Source organism: Massilia niabensis, from assembly GCF_042655085.1.
GTDB lineage: Bacteria > Pseudomonadota > Gammaproteobacteria > Burkholderiales > Burkholderiaceae_D > Telluria > Telluria niabensis.
Window position 1 is genome coordinate 44,081 of sequence record NZ_JBHSMU010000009.1, and the last position, 14,896, is coordinate 58,976.

12 protein-coding genes and 1 pseudogene are annotated in these 14,896 nt (G+C 67.4%); 6 read left to right on the top strand and 7 right to left on the bottom strand.

The window, feature by feature from the left end; all coding sequences use genetic code 11:
- Window positions 1–339: 339 nt before the first annotated feature.
- Both ACFPN5_RS08335 and folE read right to left on the bottom strand, forming a co-directional pair.
- Window positions 340–615, bottom strand: a pseudogene (locus tag ACFPN5_RS08335) (transposase); the annotation flags it as partial.
- An 83-nt stretch (window positions 616–698) separates the two neighbouring features.
- Window positions 699–1,265, bottom strand: coding sequence for a GTP cyclohydrolase I FolE (gene folE, locus ACFPN5_RS08340; RefSeq protein WP_379782037.1), 567 nt, complete (start codon window positions 1,263–1,265; stop codon window positions 699–701).
- A 278-nt stretch (window positions 1,266–1,543) separates the two neighbouring features.
- Between folE and ACFPN5_RS08345 the strand changes: the two genes are divergently transcribed.
- Complete coding sequence (locus tag ACFPN5_RS08345; protein ID WP_379782039.1) at window positions 1,544–2,437, top strand: hypothetical protein; 894 nt, start codon at window positions 1,544–1,546, stop codon at window positions 2,435–2,437.
- On the opposite strand, the gene nudC is transcribed toward ACFPN5_RS08345, so the two are convergent.
- The gene (gene nudC / locus ACFPN5_RS08350) at window positions 2,434–3,255 is read right to left on the bottom strand and encodes an NAD(+) diphosphatase (protein WP_379782041.1); all 822 of its coding nucleotides are present in this window, start codon (window positions 3,253–3,255) and stop codon (window positions 2,434–2,436) included. The genes ACFPN5_RS08345 and nudC overlap by 4 nt on opposite strands.
- Window positions 3,256–3,535: 280 nt before the next feature.
- On the opposite strand from nudC, the gene ACFPN5_RS08355 reads away from it, so the two are divergent.
- The 3 genes from ACFPN5_RS08355 to ACFPN5_RS08365 all read left to right on the top strand — a co-directional run bounded on the left by ACFPN5_RS08355 (window position 3,536) and on the right by ACFPN5_RS08365 (window position 7,781).
- Window positions 3,536–5,215 (top strand): carbamoyltransferase family protein, encoded by a 1,680-nt coding sequence (locus tag ACFPN5_RS08355; RefSeq protein WP_379782043.1) that lies wholly within the window; start codon window positions 3,536–3,538, stop codon window positions 5,213–5,215.
- Window positions 5,212–6,582 (top strand): N,N-dimethylformamidase beta subunit family domain-containing protein, encoded by a 1,371-nt coding sequence (locus tag ACFPN5_RS08360; RefSeq protein ID WP_379782045.1) that lies wholly within the window; start codon window positions 5,212–5,214, stop codon window positions 6,580–6,582. The genes ACFPN5_RS08355 and ACFPN5_RS08360 overlap by 4 nt, the downstream gene beginning before the upstream one ends.
- Before the next feature lie 164 nt (window positions 6,583–6,746).
- Window positions 6,747–7,781, top strand: a complete 1,035-nt coding sequence (locus ACFPN5_RS08365) for a glycosyltransferase family 9 protein (protein WP_379782047.1) — start codon at window positions 6,747–6,749, stop codon at window positions 7,779–7,781.
- A 45-nt stretch (window positions 7,782–7,826) separates the two neighbouring features.
- Here the strand turns inward: ACFPN5_RS08365 and ACFPN5_RS08370 are convergent, their stop codons facing one another.
- From ACFPN5_RS08370 to ACFPN5_RS08380, 3 genes are read right to left on the bottom strand one after another with little or no spacing between them, the layout of a single operon-like run.
- Window positions 7,827–9,035 carry a glycosyltransferase family 9 protein gene (locus ACFPN5_RS08370; RefSeq protein ID WP_379782050.1) on the bottom strand — a complete coding sequence of 403 codons (1,209 nt, stop codon included), beginning with the start codon at window positions 9,033–9,035 and terminating at the stop codon, window positions 7,827–7,829.
- 19 nt (window positions 9,036–9,054) lie between these two features.
- Window positions 9,055–9,936 (bottom strand): glycosyltransferase family 2 protein, encoded by an 882-nt coding sequence (locus tag ACFPN5_RS08375; protein ID WP_379782052.1) that lies wholly within the window; start codon window positions 9,934–9,936, stop codon window positions 9,055–9,057.
- 7 nt (window positions 9,937–9,943) lie between these two features.
- On the bottom strand, window positions 9,944–10,582 hold the full coding sequence (locus ACFPN5_RS08380) for a DUF4254 domain-containing protein (protein WP_379782054.1): 639 nt from the start codon (window positions 10,580–10,582) through the stop codon (window positions 9,944–9,946).
- 144 nt (window positions 10,583–10,726) lie between these two features.
- On the opposite strand from ACFPN5_RS08380, the gene ACFPN5_RS08385 reads away from it, so the two are divergent.
- Window positions 10,727–12,511, top strand: coding sequence for a glycoside hydrolase family 2 protein (locus ACFPN5_RS08385; protein WP_379782056.1), 1,785 nt, complete (start codon window positions 10,727–10,729; stop codon window positions 12,509–12,511).
- Between the two features lie 81 nt (window positions 12,512–12,592).
- A complete protein-coding gene (locus tag ACFPN5_RS08390; protein ID WP_379782058.1) occupies window positions 12,593–13,438 on the top strand; it encodes an AraC family transcriptional regulator in 846 nt (281 codons plus the stop codon).
- Between the two features lie 44 nt (window positions 13,439–13,482).
- On the opposite strand, the gene ACFPN5_RS08395 is transcribed toward ACFPN5_RS08390, so the two are convergent.
- On the bottom strand, window positions 13,483–14,658 hold the full coding sequence (locus tag ACFPN5_RS08395; protein WP_379782060.1) for an MFS transporter: 1,176 nt from the start codon (window positions 14,656–14,658) through the stop codon (window positions 13,483–13,485).
- Between the last annotated feature and the right edge of the window lie 238 nt (window positions 14,659–14,896).

The following is a 14,896-nucleotide window of genomic DNA, read 5'->3' on the forward strand; positions in this document are numbered from 1 at the left end:
CCCAGCGTATCGTAGAGAATGTGTTCGCACGTTTTGAAATCGCAACAAAATGTGACAATTCCGGCATCGCCGGGGCAATGTCTGCTTAAGGTCACAGGTGCGTGGGTTGTTGAGTAGCCAGTCAGGCGGAATGGGCAGTTGTAGGGTGGACGGCTCTGCCGTCCACACGTTCAACCAGCAGCGGAAATTACGACTGTGCGATCTCGCAAGCTGGGGTTAAACGCGTGGACGGGAGACCCGTCCACCCTACTCCTGTGCTGACCTCAGGCAGGTGCCGAGCCGCAGACACCTTCACCGCGGCTGCATCAACCGATGCAACTGCGCGAGCTCCGTGTCGCGGCCAAGCTTGTCGAGCGTCTGCTCGAGCAGCGTGCGCTCGCCGTCACGCACCATCGTCCATTGGGTGAAATATTCGTGCACAGTGCGCCAGGGCGGGAACTCGCGCGGCAAACTGCGCCAGGCCGCGCCCGTGTGCAGGAAATACAGCACCGCGCAGTACACGTCGTACAGATCGTGCTTGCGCGGGCGCGTCTTGCGGCGCGCCGCTTCGAGCATGTCGCGCACGAGGTCGAACTGCTCGCGTGGAATGTCACTGGGGAATTCGGGCCTGGTCATGTTGTTCGCCCCAAAATCCCTTTGAGGCGAAGTTTATGAACAGGTTCCCGACAGGCCGCGCGGACCCGCTCAATCAGTCGTGGTCAGTCGCGGGCCAGCGCCAGGAACTCGGTGCGCAGCGCCAGGTTCGGCTGCAGTTCGCCCAGCATGCACGAGGTGATGGTTTCCTCGCCCTGGGTGCGGATGCCGCGGCTTTCCATGCACATGTGGCGGCACTTGACGACGACACCGACGGCTTTCGGTTCCAGCACTTCCATCAGCGCATTGGCGATCTGCATCGTCATGCGCTCCTGCACCTGCAGGCGCTTGGAGAAGATGTCGACCAGGCGGGTCAGTTTCGACAGCCCGACAATTTTCCCGTTCGGCAGGTAGCCGACGGTGGCCTTGCCGAAGAACGGCGCCAGGTGGTGCTCGCAATGGCTGTAGACCGGAATGCCGCGCACCACGATCAGCTCGTTGTATTGCTCGGCGCCGTCCTCGAAGGCCTTCAGCACTTCGACCGGGTCCTGGTTGTAACCCGAGGTCCAGTGTTTCCAGGCTTTGGTCACGCGCGCCGGCGTTTCGTGCAGGCCGGGACGGTTCGGATCTTCACCGAGGCTGGTCAGCAAACGACGCCAGTCGTGTTCGGTGAATGCTTCTTTGTCAGACATGAGGGGAAACCTTAAAAATGCGCTTAACAATGCGCCTGAAAATGCGATTGCCGCCAGTATATAGAAAATGCGCGGAAGCGCTTGCTGGCTGCCGTTTTCTTGAGCAAACCGGACTCATCCGGTACACCCTTGCGCTAGCGTGGGCCAAGAGCGCCTGACAAAAACGTCAGGGCAAGGCGCGGCGCCGAAGACAGTACGAGGGTACGGCGAGGCGCTGCAACGCGGCCATGGCGGTTTTGTCAGGCGCTCTAAGGATCCTAACCCATGGGAGGCGGCCTATGTTCGGAAGCTCGGTACTGGAAGTGGCAATCGGATTGACGTTCTGTTACGGGACGGTGGCGCTGATCGTCGCCACGGTGCAGGAGGCGCTGGCGGCAGCCTTCCGGCTGCGCGCCAACACGCTGCTGGCGGGTATCAAAAGCATGCTCAACGACCCGCGTTTCGAGGCGCTAGCGCAGGCCGTCTATGCGCACCCGCTCGTCAATCCGCACAGCGACGGCACCCGGGTCGACGAGCGCACGCTGGCAAGCAAGCCATCCTATGTCGAACCGGCGCATTTCGCGATCGCCCTGATCGACAGCATCCAGAAGATACCGGGCGACTTCGCGCGCCTGCGCGCCGATATCGATGCGGTTGAAGATCCGCAGGTGCGGCTCGCGCTGCAGGCCCTGCATGCGCGTGCGGGCGGCGACCTGGAACGCTTCCAGCGCTCGGTGGCGAGCTGGTTCGACAACGCCATGCAGCGCGTGTCGGGCAACTACAAGCGGCGTCAGCTCCTGATCTCGTTCCTGCTGTCGCTGCTACTGGCGATCCTGTTCAACATCGACAGCATCGCCCTGTTCCGCGCCCTGTGGCAGCAGCCGCAACTGGCAGCACACATCGGGGCCGTGCCCGGCGCGCTCGACGCCCAAACGCTGCAGCAACTGCTGGCCCTGCCGGTCGGCTGGGCCAGCTTCCCGCCAGTGCTCAACAGTGCCTTTGCGCTGCAGGCGGCCGGCTGGTTCGTGACTGCGGCCACCACGCTGTTCGGTGCGCCGTTCTGGTTCGACCTGCTGCAGCGCGCGGTGCAGCTGCGCAGCACGGGCACACGTCCGAACGATGCCGACCATCCGCCGGCGGCGCCTGCCGCAGCGGTGAAGGCAGTCGAGGTGCGCGCGGCGCCGGCTGCCTAAGCTGAACCTGGCCGGTGCGCGTCCACCAGCACGCTCGAGACCGAGATGTGCGGCACGCGCTCCGGCCACTCGTCATTGGGACCGAACCAGCGCGCCTCGGCGATTTCAAGCGGGTCGACGCGGATCTCGCCGCCCGCATAATCGGCCGTAAAGGCAATCATCAGCGAATGCGGGAAGGGCCATGACTGGCTCGCGAAATACTGCAGGTTGGTGACCCGCAGCCCCACTTCCTCGTACACCTCGCGGTGGATCGCTTCCTCGATCGATTCGCCCGCCTCCAGGAAACCCGCCAGCGGCGTAAAACGCTTCGTGGGCGACGCCACGTGCATCGCCAGCAGCACGCTGTCGCCCTTGCGGATCAGGACCATCATCGCCGGCGAGATGCGTGGATAGGCCAGGTGCCCGCAGTTGCCGCATTTAAAACTGCGCTCGTGCGCCACCCGCGCCATCGGCTGCGCACAGGCGCCGCAGAAGCGGTGGGTGCGCGCCCATTCGGCGATCTGCGCCGCCCGTCCGGCCAGCCCCGACATTGCCTCGTCGAACTCCCCGAAAAACAGCGAACGCAGGCCGCGCCAGGCATAGCCCTCCGGCAGCGCCTCCTGGTCGAGCCAGCCGGCCTGGCAATAGCGTTCGCCCAGCAGCCCGACCGGCTGGACATTGGCCGGATCGAGTTCCAGTGCCGCCAGCGTCGCCGCATCCGGCAGCGCCGCGTCGTGCTCGCGCACGAGCAGGCGGCCGCCATGGAACAGGAAGGTCAACGGCTCGGCGTGGAGCTGGGGCGCCATCAGCGGCGTGAAGGTGGGGGGCGTATGCAGCATGTCGGATGGCGAAGGAAAGGTCGGTAGATCATCATACCGCGAGCCGCCGCCATGCGTCCGCTGCCTGCCCCGGCAATTTCCACTCCAGCGACCTCAACAACGAGTCGCTTCCGCGCACAAGTGCTTCGCTTCTGACCCTGATCGGCCCGCCGAGTTTCGTCATTTCGCGGCTTTTCGGACCTGTATCAGACGCGTGCAGCAGTCCGAACTATTCACCCTGCATGGCGCTCAAAGTGCTGACTGGATCGCTGCATCCTTGAATAAAAACCGGGAGAAGACGATGGACGATGCACCCGTTGTGCTCGGCATAAACCGCACCCAGGATGCCAGCATCTGCCTGATGCACGGCTCGCAGCTGGTGTGGGCGATCCAGAAAGAACGGCTCACCCGGCAAAAGCACCACTGGGGCAAACCGGGCGACCTGCGCCAGCATTATCTTCCCGCCCTGCCGGGGCTCGAGCGGCCGGTCGACGTGCTGGTCGAATGCTTTTCGTCGGACGCCGAAATCGATTTCCTGCCCGACTACGAGGCCGAGCTGCTGGATACCCTGGCCCTGTCTCCCGGCTGCCGGCGCGCGCGCATCTCGCACCACCTGGCGCACCTGTACAGCGTCTTTCACCCGTCGCCGTTTCGCGAGGCCGCGGTCATGGTCATCGACGGCCAGGGCAGCCCCGCAGCCGAATTCACCGAAAGCTGGAGCGGCGCCGGCAGCGTGCCCGGCGACTGGCGCGAAGTGTCCTCGTTCTACACCGCGACGCGCGAACGGGTCGACTGCATCGTCAAGCAGCTGTGGGACCGCGACGACAGCCGCCTCGTCGGCCTCGGCATGTTCTACTTCCTGCTGACCCAGGCCCTGTTCCCCGGCGAAGGCAACGAAGGCAAAGTCATGGGACTCGCGCCGCACGGCAACGCCCGTGCGCTCGGCTTGCCGCCGCTCGCGGTCGACGGCCATCAGGTGACGATCCCGCCCGCCTGGCGCAGGCTGCTGGCCGAGCGCGGGCGCTTCCGCTACGGCACGTCGGGCATCCCTTTTACCGAATGCGCCAACCTGGCGGCAGCGGGCCAGCGCGCGTTCGAGGACGCGCTGCTGGCGGTGGCGCGCTGGCTGCATGGCGCCACCGGCATGAGTAACCTGTGTTTCGCCGGCGGCACCGCCCTGAACTGCTCGGCCAACGAACGGCTGCTGCGCGAGACCCCATTCGAACGCGTGTTCATCCCGCCGGCGCCGAGCGACGCCGGCACCGCGCTCGGCTGCGCGCTGTACGGCCTGGTGGAACTTGCCAAAGCGCCGTGCGACTACCGCTGGACGGACGACTACCTCGGGCCGCAGCCCCAGCTTGAAGCCATCGACGCGGCCCTGGCGGACGTGCCCGACCTGGTCGTCGAACGCTTGTCGAGCCAGCACGCCCTGCGCGAACGGATGCTCGACCTGCTGTGCGCGCGCAAGGTCGTGGCGCTGTACCAGGGGCGCAGCGAATTCGGCCCGCGCGCGCTCGGGCACCGCAGCATCCTGGGCGATCCGCGCCGCAGCCATATCCGCGACTGGATCAACGCGCGGGTGAAGCAGCGCGAATGGTTCCGCCCGCTTGCGCCGGTCGTGCTGGCCGAGCACGCGGATGCGTATTTCGACGTGCCCGGCGCTTCGCCGTTCATGCAGTTCGCGGCGCCCGTACGGGCCGGGCGCGCCAGCACCGTTCCCGCGATCACCCACGTGGACGGCACGGCACGGCTGCAAACCGTCGGCCCGGACGACGACCCGCTGCTGCGCGCCCTCCTGGCAGGCTTTGCCGAACGCACCGGCGTGCCGGTATTGCTGAACACCTCGTTCAACGGCAAGGACGAGCCGATCGTCGAAACGCCGGCGCAGGCGGTCGCCTCGTTCCGGCGCATGCCGCTGCATGCGCTGGCGATGCCGCCCTACCTCGTCAAGAAACGCGTCGAGCCGGAGCTGCCGGAATGATTCATGCCTACCCCGGCCGCGCCAGCGTGCTGCCCGGCGAGCGCCTCGTGCTGCACGTCGCCACCGACAGCCGGCGCTTTCGCGTGCATTTCTACCGCTGGCGCGATGGCTTCGAGGCACTGCACAGCTCATCCTGGCTGCCGGGCGAGCGCGCACGCGAGCGTGGCGCGGGCGACGACTGGGACTGGCCAGCCTACGAGTTCCTGGTGCCGGCGCACTGGACCTCAAGCGTGTACGTCGCGCACCTCGAGGAAGCCGAAGGCAAGGCGCCGCTCTCGCTCGCGCTCGACTCCGCCACCGCCCTGTTCGTCGTGCGCGGACAAGGCGCTGCCGGCCGGCGCGGCGGCATGCTCTACAAGCTGCCGCTGGCCACCTACCATGCCTACAACTTCAGCGGCGGCGGCTGTTACTACTGCAACCCGCCGGCTTCAAGCGAACCGCCCGGCGCCCGGGTGTCGCTGCGCCGCCCCGGCGGCGGCATCGGCGGCCCGACCTGGGGCGCACCCGACCATTACGACGCAACTTCGGCGCGCCAGACCTTCGCCCATTGGGACGGCCGCTTCATCCGCTGGCTGGCGCGCCAGGGTTATACCCCGGAGTTCTGCACCGACCTCGACATCCATGCCGACCCGGGCCTGCCGCTGCGCTACCGGCTGCTGGTATCGGCCGGCCACGACGAATACTGGACCGAGCCCACGCGCGACGCGGTCGAGGATTTCGTCGCCAGCGGCGGCAACCTCGCCTTCTTCGCCGCCAACCTGTGCTGGTGGCGCGTGCACCTGGTCGACGGTGCTGGCGCGCTGGTCTGCCACCAGGGCGGGCCGCGCGGCGCCTTCGACCACTGGTGGCCAGCGCGCGGCGCCGGGCGGCCCGAAGACCGCCTGGCCGGCGTCAGCTACCGCCACGGTGGCGGCTGGTGGGACGGCGCGCGCCACACGCCCGGCTTCATCGTGCAGCAGCCGGACCACTGGGTATTCGAAGGCACGGGCCTGGGACGTGGCGACGCGTTCGGCGCCGACACCTGGCCGCCGCTTGCCGGCTATGAATGCGATGGCGCGCCCCTCGATACCTTCGACCGCGCCAGCGGCATGGCCACCCTGTCGGCCTGGGCCGACGAAACCGGAACACCCGATGACTACCAGCTGCTCGCCGCCTGTCCGCTCGACCGCCGCTGGCAGGAACTGCCGCCGCGCGAGCGCCACGCGGCCGGCGAAGGCGTGCACGCGGCAACGCTCGGCCTGTTCGAGCGGAACGGCACCGTCTTTTCGGCCGGCACCACCGACTGGGCACAGGTGCTGGCCGACGGGCGCGACCGCAGGGTCGAGCGCATCACCCGCAACGTGCTGGACCGTTTGCTGCGGCATTAAGCATCAAGACTAAGAGCGCCTGACAAAGCTCCAGGGCAAGGCACATTGTCGAAGACAGTACACGAGTACGGCGAGACGAATGCAATCCGCCATGGAGCTTTGTCGGGCGCCCTGGCCATGTCGTCATCTCATCAACGGAGGAAACGGTGTCCCGGCGTCCACTCTTGCATCGACTCGAGGTCGAATCCATCCTCGTGTTTCGCGCGCTGCACCTGGGCGACATGTTGTGTGCGGTGCCCGCGCTGCGCGCGCTGCGCGCGTCCTTGCCGCAAGCGCGCATCACGCTCGTCGGCCTGCCGTGGGCACGCCAGTTCGCCCGGCGCTTCCACACCTACATCGACGACTTCGCCGCCTTTCCCGGCCACCCCATGTTGCCGGAGCAGCCGATGCGCCACGAGGAACTCACGCCCTTCTACGCCGGCCTCTGTGGGCGGCGCGCCACGCTGGCGCTGCAGTTGCACGGCAACGGCGCGGTCACGAACGACATCGTGGCCGGGTTCGGCGCCCGTGCGATGGCCGGCTATTGCGATGGCGAGGCCGTGAACACGGAACACACCGTCCTGTTTCCCTATCCAAAAGTGGGCGCGGAATCGGACCGCCTGTTGCGGCTGGTCGAGCGCCTCGGCGCCAGCGCCGTCGGCGACTATCTCGAATTCCCACTGGCGCAGGACGACCGCAAGGAACTCGAGGCCAGCGGCATCGCCGCCGACCTGAAGTCCGGCAGCTACATCTGCGTGCACCCTGGGGCCCGCAAGCGCGACAAATGCTGGCCGGCGCAGCGCTTTGCCGAAGTGGCGGACCGCCTCGCCGCCGAATTCGGCGTCAATGTGGTGCTGACCGGCTCGGCCGACGAGGCCGACCTCGCGAACGAAGTGGCAAGCCACATGCAGGCGCCGGCCCTAAATGCCGCCGCACCGATCTCGATCGGCGCGATGGCCGCGCTCATGAAGAACGCGCGCCTGCTGGTCTGCAACGACACCGGCGTGTCACATATCGCCGCAGGCCTGCGCCTGAAAAGCGTGGTCATCTTCAGCAAGGCCGACATCGCACGCTGGGCACCGCTCGACCGCGACAAGCACCGCTGCATCTGGGACCCCGACGCCCAGCGCTCGGCCGCCGTGCTGCAGCACGCACGCGCGCTCCTTGCCGGCACCGATCCGGAACGCCAGCGCACCGCGGGGCTGTGGCCTTACTGGTAGGCGCATTGAGAGCGCTCACTGCGAACGCTCATTGCGGACAACACGTCACGGCGGGGCGCCCCCGCCTGCGCGCAGTAAGTCCATCGCCATGGCGACAACCTGCCCAACCGGCACGTCAGCGACAAAGCTGGCATCGTGGGCACAGCGGGTGGTCAGGTTGGGTGCACCGCATTCCGGGCAATCCTGCCGCAGCGACAGTGCAGCGCGCAGCAGCCCCTGGCGCAAGGGCGTGCCGTCGATCAGGTTGGTCAGCCAGAAAATGCCGACGGCGGGCGTGCCGATCGCCAGCGCCAGGTGCAGGGGACCGGTATCGTTCGACACCACGCACGCGGCCCGTTCGATCAGCCCGCAGAGCCCGCCCAGGCCCAGCTTGCCGGACAGGTCGATGGCGGGGGTTTCCATCGCCTCGATCACGCGGCGCACCAGCGGCGCCTCGGCTGCGGTGCCGTTCACCGCCACCTGTGCGCCCGTGCGCGCGAGGGCGTCGCCCACGGCCGCGAACGATGCCGCGGGCCAGCAGCGCCGCGGATCGGTCGAGCCCGGCTGCAGCACCAGGAGAGGGGACGGCGGCGGCGCGCCCGGCCGCGCTTCCTGCGTTGCCGTCGCGTCCCCTGCGGCCAACGCAGGCCCTGCGCCGGCTTCCGATAACACGTGCGCCGCTTCGTCGCGGTCGGCCGGCGTGACCGCCAGCTCCTGCCCCAGCGTCACCTCAACCGCGCCGGCCAGCGCGGCGACTTCGAGCAGGGCCAGGCGGCGATTGTTCGGCTCCACATGGCGCACCCAGCGCTCGAGCGGCGGCGCGTCGGCGGCCCTGGCGCCGATCGCCAGGCGTGCGCCGAAGGAAGCCACTAGGGGGTTCGAATACCTGCCGCCGCCATACATCTGGCATGCGATGTCGAAGCCTTCGCCGCGCATCGCCTGCACAAAGCGCTGCGCCGCAGCGTCGCCTGGCGAATCTGGCGGATCGGGCGGCAAGCCGATGCCGGCCATCGGCGGCACCACGACCACGCGGTCGACCGGACCTGGCCGCCCCTCCAGGAAGGCGGCGTGCCATGGCAGCCCGAGCAGGACCAGTTCCGCATCCGGATAGGCACGTTTGAGCGCATGCAGCGCCGGCAGCGCAAACACGAAATCGCCCACGGCATTCGGACGCAATACGGCTATCTTGCGCACGCCTGCCAGGCGCCCGTCGCCTGGCTTCCCCTTCATCTGGCGCGCGCTCATGTGGCTACCGGCCGTGTGGCTCCCGACCATGTGGCTACTCACCGTGTGGCTACTGCGGCCCGCGCAGCGCATCGGCGCCGCCCGCCCTGCCCAGCAGGGCGTACGGCGCATCGACCTCGCGCGTGGTGACGGTCGTGGGCAGTTCCATGTGATAGGCCCCGGAGGGCAGGATGCCGCAGCCGCCGTAGCGTTCCATGACGCGCAGTTGCGCCAGCACGTCTTCCCCGCAGTGGCCCGGCGGCAGGCCTGGCCAGAAGCCGAAGCCGCCGCATTCGCGCAGCCGGGCGCTGTCGAACAGCACGCAGCCGCCGATCCAGGCCACCCGGTACAGGCGCGAGTCAACACTGTGCGCCGGGCGGGCGTGCCCCGGGCTGCCGTGCCTCATACGCGACTGCACGTGGAACAGGTTGGCGGCGCTGTGCAGGTGGTGGCGCGCCCAGGCAGGCATGCCCGGCCGTACGGTTTCGGGTTCCACCGGCCCTTCCCAGAACTCGATTTGTTCCTGTTCCGGACGCACCTGGCCGAGGTAGCTCAGCCCGTGCACGGCGCTGCCGACGAAACCGCAGCCTTGCGCGACGATCGCCGCGTGCAGGCGCGCCAGCAGGTCCGGTTCGACGATCACGTCGTCGTCGAGGTAGAGGCAGAACGGCGCGCTCACTTGCGCCAGCAGGAAGGCACGCTGCTCGGCCATGCCGCGCCGCGGCAGGTGGCGGTGGGTGTCGACAGCGATGCCGCGCGCGCGCAGGTAGCGCAGCACGGCCGCCACCTCGGGCCGCCCGGCTGCAGGCGCGCTTTCGGACTGGTCGGAGATGAGGATGCGCATGGGCGGCGTGCTTGAGGCGCCCAGCGCCGTGAGCGTCACCGCCAGCGCCGCCGGCCGCTCGCAGGTGGGAATGAGGACATCGATGGTCGTCGTCATGGTCACAGTCATGCGGCCGTCATGCCGGCCTGCCCTGCGCCTGGAACGCGCGCGCGCCCCCGTACAGGTAAGGATTAAGCGCCGGGTCGTTGTACATCTTGAACTGGCGGTACACCTTGAAGTAGGCGCGCCCGTCCCGCGCTTCGAGCAGCAGGCGGTCGAGGCAGCCGGACAGGTCGCTGCGCTGCGTGACGAGCCGCCCCAGCCGCGCCGCGCAGGCGTCGACATGCGCCGCTCCGGCGTCCAGGCGCAAGGTCTGTTCGCGCATGTGGTGGATTTTGAGCGCGAGGATCGAGAGCCGGTCGATCATGGCGCCGGCAGTCTCGCTCGACAGCCGGGCGTCCGGCGCCGGCGTGATTGGGGGGGTGACTGCGGCCAGCGCCGTGAGGATGGCCTCGTCGATCGCCTCGACGGCGTCGTTGCGCTGCTGGTTATAAGCGTCGATGCGGTGCTTGCCTTCAGCGATCTCGCCGGCGGGGACATCCTGCCGGCGCGCTTTGTCTTCTTCGCGCCACAGCAAACAATTAAATCGGTGGTTGGCCGCGATGGCTGTCCAGGCGCCGCCGCCCGCATGGGGCGCGTCGGCAGCGGCTGATGCGGCCTGCAAAACGGCGTCGTGATAGAGGGTGATCGAGCGTGCATCGAGTCCGTGCGCCATGGTCGCCTCCGCCTGAAAAAACGCGTTGTGAACTCATGTTTGGAGGCGTCGGGGGACTTGAAAGTTCGATGCGATTCGGGTGTACACTTTATTCAAGCGCAAAACAAAACCAGTCCCTTTCCCCACCTCTGTTCTACCCATATCATGCGCAGCTTTGACACCCCGAGCGCGCCCTATCCGCGTCCGCAGATGGTGCGCCAACAGTGGGCCAGCCTCGACGGCTGGTGGGAGTTTGCCTTCGACGACGCCAACCTCGGCCTGTCCGAGCGCTGGTTCGATGGCCGCGAACTGCCCCAGCGGATCCTGGTGCCCTTCCCCTACCAATCCAGGACGTCCGGCATCGGCAGCCGCGAGATCCACGAAGTGATGTGGTACAGCCGAAGTTTCGACGTTCCCTACGGCTGGGACAGCGGCGCCCTGCTGCTGCACTTCGGCGCCGTCGATTATCGTGCCGACGTCTGGGTCAACGGCCGCGTGGCGGGCCGCAACCGGGGCGGCCACGTGCCGTTCTCGTTCGACATCGCGCCCTACCTGCGCCCCGGCCAGAACCGCGTGACGGTGCGGGTCGAGGACCGCCAGGACCCCTATCAGCCGCGCGGCAAGCAGTCCGCGTCGGGCACCCCGGTGCGCATCTACTATTACTGCACCAGCGGCATCTGGCAGAACGTCTGGCTCGAGCCGGTGGCGCCGCTGCGGATCGACTACCTGCGCGTGGTCGAAGCCGATCCGGGCGGGACGCTCGCCGTCACGGTGCACCTGCACGGCCCCTTCAGCGAGTGGGAAGCCGAGCTCGACGTGTTCGACGACCTCGACTCGACCCACGTGTGCGCCAGTACCTGGACCTCCAGCCGCGGCGCCAGCCTGGAGCTGCGCACGCGCATCCCCGACCCGAAGCCCTGGTCGCCGAACGCGCCGCACCTGTACGGCCTGCGCGTGCGCCTGCTGCACCGCGGCCAGCTGGTCGACAGCGTCGAGTCGTACGTCGGCCTGCGCACGATCGAACTGAAGGACGGCTGGTTCCACCTGAACGGCAAACGTACTTTCCTGCTGATGGCCCTCGACCAGGGCTACTGGCCCGACACCCTGCTGGCCGCGCCTTCCGACGACGCCTTGCGCGAGGACGTGGTGTGGGCCAAGCGCTTCGGCTTCAACGGCGTGCGCAAGCACCAGAAGATCGAGCACGAGCGCTGGCTCTACTGGTGCGACCGGCTCGGCCTGATGGTGTGGGAAGAAATGCCGAACGCGCGCTCGTGGTCCGAGGAATCGGAAGAGCGCCTCGAAATCGAATGGCTGCGCGCCGTCATGCGCGACGCCAACCACCCGGCTATCGTGGCCTGGGTGCCGGTGGTGGAAAGCTTCGGTTTTCCCGAACTCATCCGCCACCCGCACCAGCACGATTTCCTGGAACGGATGGTGTCGCGCACGCGCCTGGTCGACTCGACCCGCCCCGTCATCGACAACGACGGCTGGCAGCATACCGACGTGACCGACGTCTGCACAATCCACGATTATTCGCATCCGGTCGAAGCGCTGCTCGAACGCTATGCCAGCACGCGGCTGAACGGCCTGCCGCCGGAGACCGGCTGGCACAAGGGCAAGGCGCTGTTCCTGCCCGGCGCCCAGTACCGCGGCCAGCCGATCGTGTTTTCCGAAGTCGGCGGCTACCTGCTGGCGCCGGAGCGGCCCGAGCGGCGGCGCGACCGCCTCTACGACCACTACGGCAACGTGCGCAACGAGGACGAGCTGGCACAGCGCTACCGCACGCTGATGGAGGGCCTCGGTTCGCTGCCCTTCCTCGCCGGGCTGTGCTACACCCAGCTGACCGACGTCGAGCACGAGCAGAACGGCCTCATGACGATCGACCGGGTGCCGCGCCTGCCGCCCGAACAGCTCGCGGCCTTGCATCGAACGCTCTGGCCCGACCTCTAGGCGCAAAGGAAAAAACACCCGTCCCGCTTCTCAAAAGATTGCAGATCGTCCAGAATAGGCTGCACATCAAGAATGGAGCTTATGGACAAGATCTCGTCGCTGGTCGGCCGGTACTCGTTTCGCGCCCGGGTGTTTTTCAATGGCGTCTTTTGCGATGCCAATGCGTTTGCCGAGGAGAGCTCGGCGGGCCAGCTGCACCTGGTGCGCAGCGGGCCCGTGATCTTCCGCCGGGAGGGCGCGCCGCCCTTGCGGGTGGAGGTGCCGGCGATGGTGTTCTATCCGCGCGGCAGCGCCCACGCGCTGGAAATTCCCGAGGGCGCCAGCGCCAAGCTGCTGTGCGCCCACATCTGTTTCGAAGACGGCGGCGCCAATCCGCTGGCGCGCGCGCTGCCGGAATGCCTGTACCTGCCCTTCTCGAACGTGCGCGCGCTCGAACACACCCTGGAACTGCTGTTTGCCGAAGCCTCGTGCGCCAACCAGGGGCGCGAGGTGATCCTCGACCGCCTGTGCGACGTGCTGATGATCCAGGTGCTGCGCCACGAATTCGAGCACGGCACGCTGTCGGTCGGATTGCTGGCCGGGCTGGCGGACCGCCAGCTGGCGCCCGCGCTGGGCGCGATCCACGAACGCCCGGACGAACCCTGGCAGCTGGAAACCCTGGCGCGCGAGGCCTGCATGTCGCGCGCCCGCTTTACCGAGCATTTCAGGAATGTGGTGGGGATGCCGCCGGGGGAGTACCTGACGCGCTGGCGCATCGGCCTGGCGCAGGACCTGCTGCGCAAGGGCATGCCGGTGAAGGTGGTCAGCGCCCAGGCCGGCTATACGAGCGCGCCCGCATTCACGCGGGCGTTTACCGGGCTGGTGGGAGTGTCGCCACGACAGTGGTTAAAAGACGTAGTGCCGGCCACCTGGGCCGGCACTACTTGATTTGGCCGGTACGAGCTGCCGGCCCAACTTCAATACTAAAGGGCTTATTTCAGCAGGCGGGTACGGGCAGCAACCAGGGCGATGACCAGCGACAGGCCGCCGACGTAGCCGATGGCCATCTGCATGCCGACGTGGTGGGCGATGGCGCCGATCACCGGCGGGCCCATCAGGGTGCCGCTGTAGGCCATGCTGGCCACGCCGGCCAGTGCCACCGGGCCCTGGGCGCCGGCCGCGCTGAACACGAAGGGGAACAGCAGCGACAGGCCGAGGCCGGCGACCGCGAAGCCGCCCAGTGCAAAATACGCGTTCGGCGACAGGACGGCAAAGAACAGGCCTGCGGCAGAGAGCATGGCGCCGCTGGTGACCAGGCGCTGGGCGCCGAAGCGGACCTTCAGCTTGTCGCCGACCAGGCGCGAGATCAGCATCATCGCCGAGAAGCAGGTCAGGCCCAGCGGCGCGACGCCAGCGGTCACGTCGAAATGCTCCTTGAGGAACACGCCGCTCCAGTCGGCGATGCTGCCTTCCGACATCGAACCCAGGAAGCCCAGCAGGCCCAGCAGTGCTACCGGACCGCGCGGCAGCGCGAATTTCTTCTTTTCGACCTGCTCCACGCTGTCGTTCGCGTCGAGCATCTGGCAGGCGCCCCACAGGACTACGGCCAGGGGACCGGCGAGCATGATGAAGTGGGTGGCTGGCGCGATCTTCAGGCTGGCCATCAGGCTGCCCAGGGTGGCGCCGACCAGGCCGCCGCCGCAGGCCAGGCCATGCAGCATCGACATTTCCGACTTGCCGGTTTGCTTTTCGCGCTTGGCCGCGGCCGAATTCATCGCGACATCGTAAACGCTGGCGGTGATGCCAAGCATCAGCACGGCCATCATCAGGCGCGACACGGTGGGCGCCATGCCGATCGACACCAGCACGGCCAGCAGGGCCAGGCCGGACATCAGCAGCGACTTGCGCGCGCCGAACTTACCCATCAGGAAAGACGAAATCGGGAACGACAGCAGGGCGCCGACGCCGCCGCACAGCAGCACCATCGACAGGGCCGAGTGCGACACATGCACGCGCTCGGCAAGGGCGGGAATGCGACCGGCCCACGAACCCATGACCAGGCCAAACAGGGCAAACAGGATCGGCAGTGCGTAATCCTGGACTTGAACGAGAACCGAGCGACGCGACGAAGAGATCGGGGCGGGGACAGCGGTAACAGAAGTGTGCATTTTTCCTAAATCGATGAAATGAGCCTGGTGCGTCAGGGTTTTCCGGAGCGTTCGCGCTCTCGGATGTCTCCAGTCGGTAGAGTTCTGTCGCTCTACCGTTCGTAACTGACTGCTAACAGGGGTATAAAAAACAAACGCCAACCTACGAAACAGTTGGCGTCAGGAAGCTGATGGGCGGCAATTTTACGCATCCGAATCGGGGTATTCCAATTTCCATGCGGAAAAAATTTACGCGCGT

Excerpts from the sequence above, each read along its gene's own strand:
- ACFPN5_RS08380 (WP_379782054.1), bottom strand. The coding sequence starts at position 10,582 with ATGGCGCACGGACTCGATGCACGCTCGATCACCCTCTATCACGACGCC.
- ACFPN5_RS08395 (WP_379782060.1), bottom strand. The coding sequence starts at position 14,658 with ATGCACACTTCTGTTACCGCTGTCCCCGCCCCGATCTCTTCGTCGCGT.
- ACFPN5_RS08370 (WP_379782050.1), bottom strand. The coding sequence starts at position 9,035 with ATGGTCGGGAGCCACACGGCCGGTAGCCACATGAGCGCGCGCCAGATG.
- ACFPN5_RS08385 (WP_379782056.1), top strand. The coding sequence starts at position 10,727 with ATGCGCAGCTTTGACACCCCGAGCGCGCCCTATCCGCGTCCGCAGATG.
- nudC (WP_379782041.1), bottom strand. The coding sequence starts at position 3,255 with ATGCTGCATACGCCCCCCACCTTCACGCCGCTGATGGCGCCCCAGCTC.
- ACFPN5_RS08360 (WP_379782045.1), top strand. The coding sequence starts at position 5,212 with ATGATTCATGCCTACCCCGGCCGCGCCAGCGTGCTGCCCGGCGAGCGC.
- ACFPN5_RS08345 (WP_379782039.1), top strand. The coding sequence starts at position 1,544 with ATGTTCGGAAGCTCGGTACTGGAAGTGGCAATCGGATTGACGTTCTGT.
- ACFPN5_RS08355 (WP_379782043.1), top strand. The coding sequence starts at position 3,536 with ATGGACGATGCACCCGTTGTGCTCGGCATAAACCGCACCCAGGATGCC.
- folE (WP_379782037.1), bottom strand. The coding sequence starts at position 1,265 with ATGTCTGACAAAGAAGCATTCACCGAACACGACTGGCGTCGTTTGCTG.
- ACFPN5_RS08375 (WP_379782052.1), bottom strand. The coding sequence starts at position 9,936 with ATGACTGTGACCATGACGACGACCATCGATGTCCTCATTCCCACCTGC.
- ACFPN5_RS08390 (WP_379782058.1), top strand. The coding sequence starts at position 12,593 with ATGGACAAGATCTCGTCGCTGGTCGGCCGGTACTCGTTTCGCGCCCGG.